This window comes from Streptococcus sp. SN3 (assembly GCF_030439905.1).
The window spans coordinates 1-1,653 of record NZ_JAQFJF010000021.1 but is presented as its reverse complement, the minus strand read 5'-3'; the positions used below and the strand labels follow the sequence as shown (position 1 = coordinate 1,653).

Below are 1,653 nucleotides of genomic sequence, written 5' to 3'. Positions count from 1 at the left end.
CGCTTACTGATGCGCTGGTTGACGCAGATGTGCTTGCTGAAACTGAGGCACTCGTCGACGCAGATGTGCTTGCACTCACTGACGCGCTAGTTGATGCGGACGTACTTGCGCTTACTGACGCACTCGTCGATGCGGACGTGCTGGCACTCACTGACGCACTCGTGGAAGCTGAGGTGCTTGTACTTACTGACGCACTCGTCGATGCGGACGTGCTGGCAGATACAGATGCGCTTGTTGAAGCCGAGGTGCTTGCGCTGACTGAAGCACTTGTCGATGCCGAGGTGCTTGCTGAAACTGACGCGCTTGTTGAAGCTGAGGTGCTTGCGCTCACTGAAGCACTCGTCGACGCGGACGTACTTGCGCTCACTGACGCGCTAGTAGATGCTGAGGTGCTTGCTGATACTGACGCACTTGTCGATGCTGAGGTACTTGCACTTACTGATGCGCTCGTTGACGCTGAGGTGCTTGCTGATACTGACGCACTCGTTGAAGCGGACGTACTTGCACTTGTTGAGGCGCTGGTTGAAGCTGAGGTACTTGCTGAGACAGACGCACTCGTCGAGGCTGACGTGCTGGCTGAAACTGATGCGCTCGTGGAAGCTGACGTACTTGCACTTACCGATGCACTCGTTGACGCTGAGGTACTTGCACTCACTGACGCACTCGTAGACGCGGACGTGCTTGCACTTACTGATGCACTCGTTGACGCTGACGTGCTTGCAGATACGGATGCACTTGTCGACGCTGACGTACTTGCGCTTACTGATGCACTCGTCGAGGCTGACGTGCTTGCACTTACTGATGCACTCGTGGAGGCAGACGTGCTTGCAGATACAGACGCACTCGTCGAGGCTGACGTGCTGGCTGAAACTGATGCGCTCGTCGAGGCGGACGTACTTGCACTTACGGATGCACTGGTTGAGGCGGACGTACTTGCACTTACTGATGCACTCGTGGAGGCTGAGGTACTTGCGCTCACGGACGCACTCGTAGACGCGGACGTACTTGCACTTACAGACGCACTCGTGGAGGCTGAGGTACTTGCGGAAACTGAGGCGCTCGTGGACGCTGAGGTACTTGCGGAAACTGAGGCGCTGGTTGACGCAGATGTGCTTGCTGAAACTGAGGCACTCGTCGACGCAGATGTGCTTGCACTTACTGACGCACTCGTCGATGCGGACGTACTTGCGCTCACTGACGCGCTCGTTGAAGCAGACGTACTTGCGCTTACGGATGCACTTGTCGATGCTGACGTGCTGGCACTCACTGACGCGCTGGTTGATGCAGATGTGCTGGCACTCACTGACGCGCTGGTTGACGCTGACGTACTTGCACTTACTGATGCACTCGTTGAAGCCGAGGTGCTTGCTGATACAGAGGCGCTCGTCGATGCGGACGTACTTGCGCTCACTGACGCGCTCGTCGATGCGGACGTACTTGCGCTCACTGACGCGCTCGTTGAAGCAGACGTACTTGCTGATACAGATGCACTTGTAGACGCGGACGTGCTTGCTGATACAGAGGCGCTCGTCGATGCGGACGTACTTGCACTTACTGATGCACTCGTTGATGCTGACGTACTTGCGCTTACTGACGCACTCGTTGATGCCGATGTGCTGGCACTCATAGACGCGCTAGTAGACGCGGACGTAC

Annotated in this window: 1 protein-coding gene; it reads left to right on the top strand. The window is 56.7% G+C overall.

Features of this window, described 5'->3' with window-relative positions:
* A partial coding sequence (locus PCY71_RS14890) for a hypothetical protein (protein WP_301412813.1) occupies positions 1 to 1,653 on the top strand: 1,653 nt, incomplete at both ends.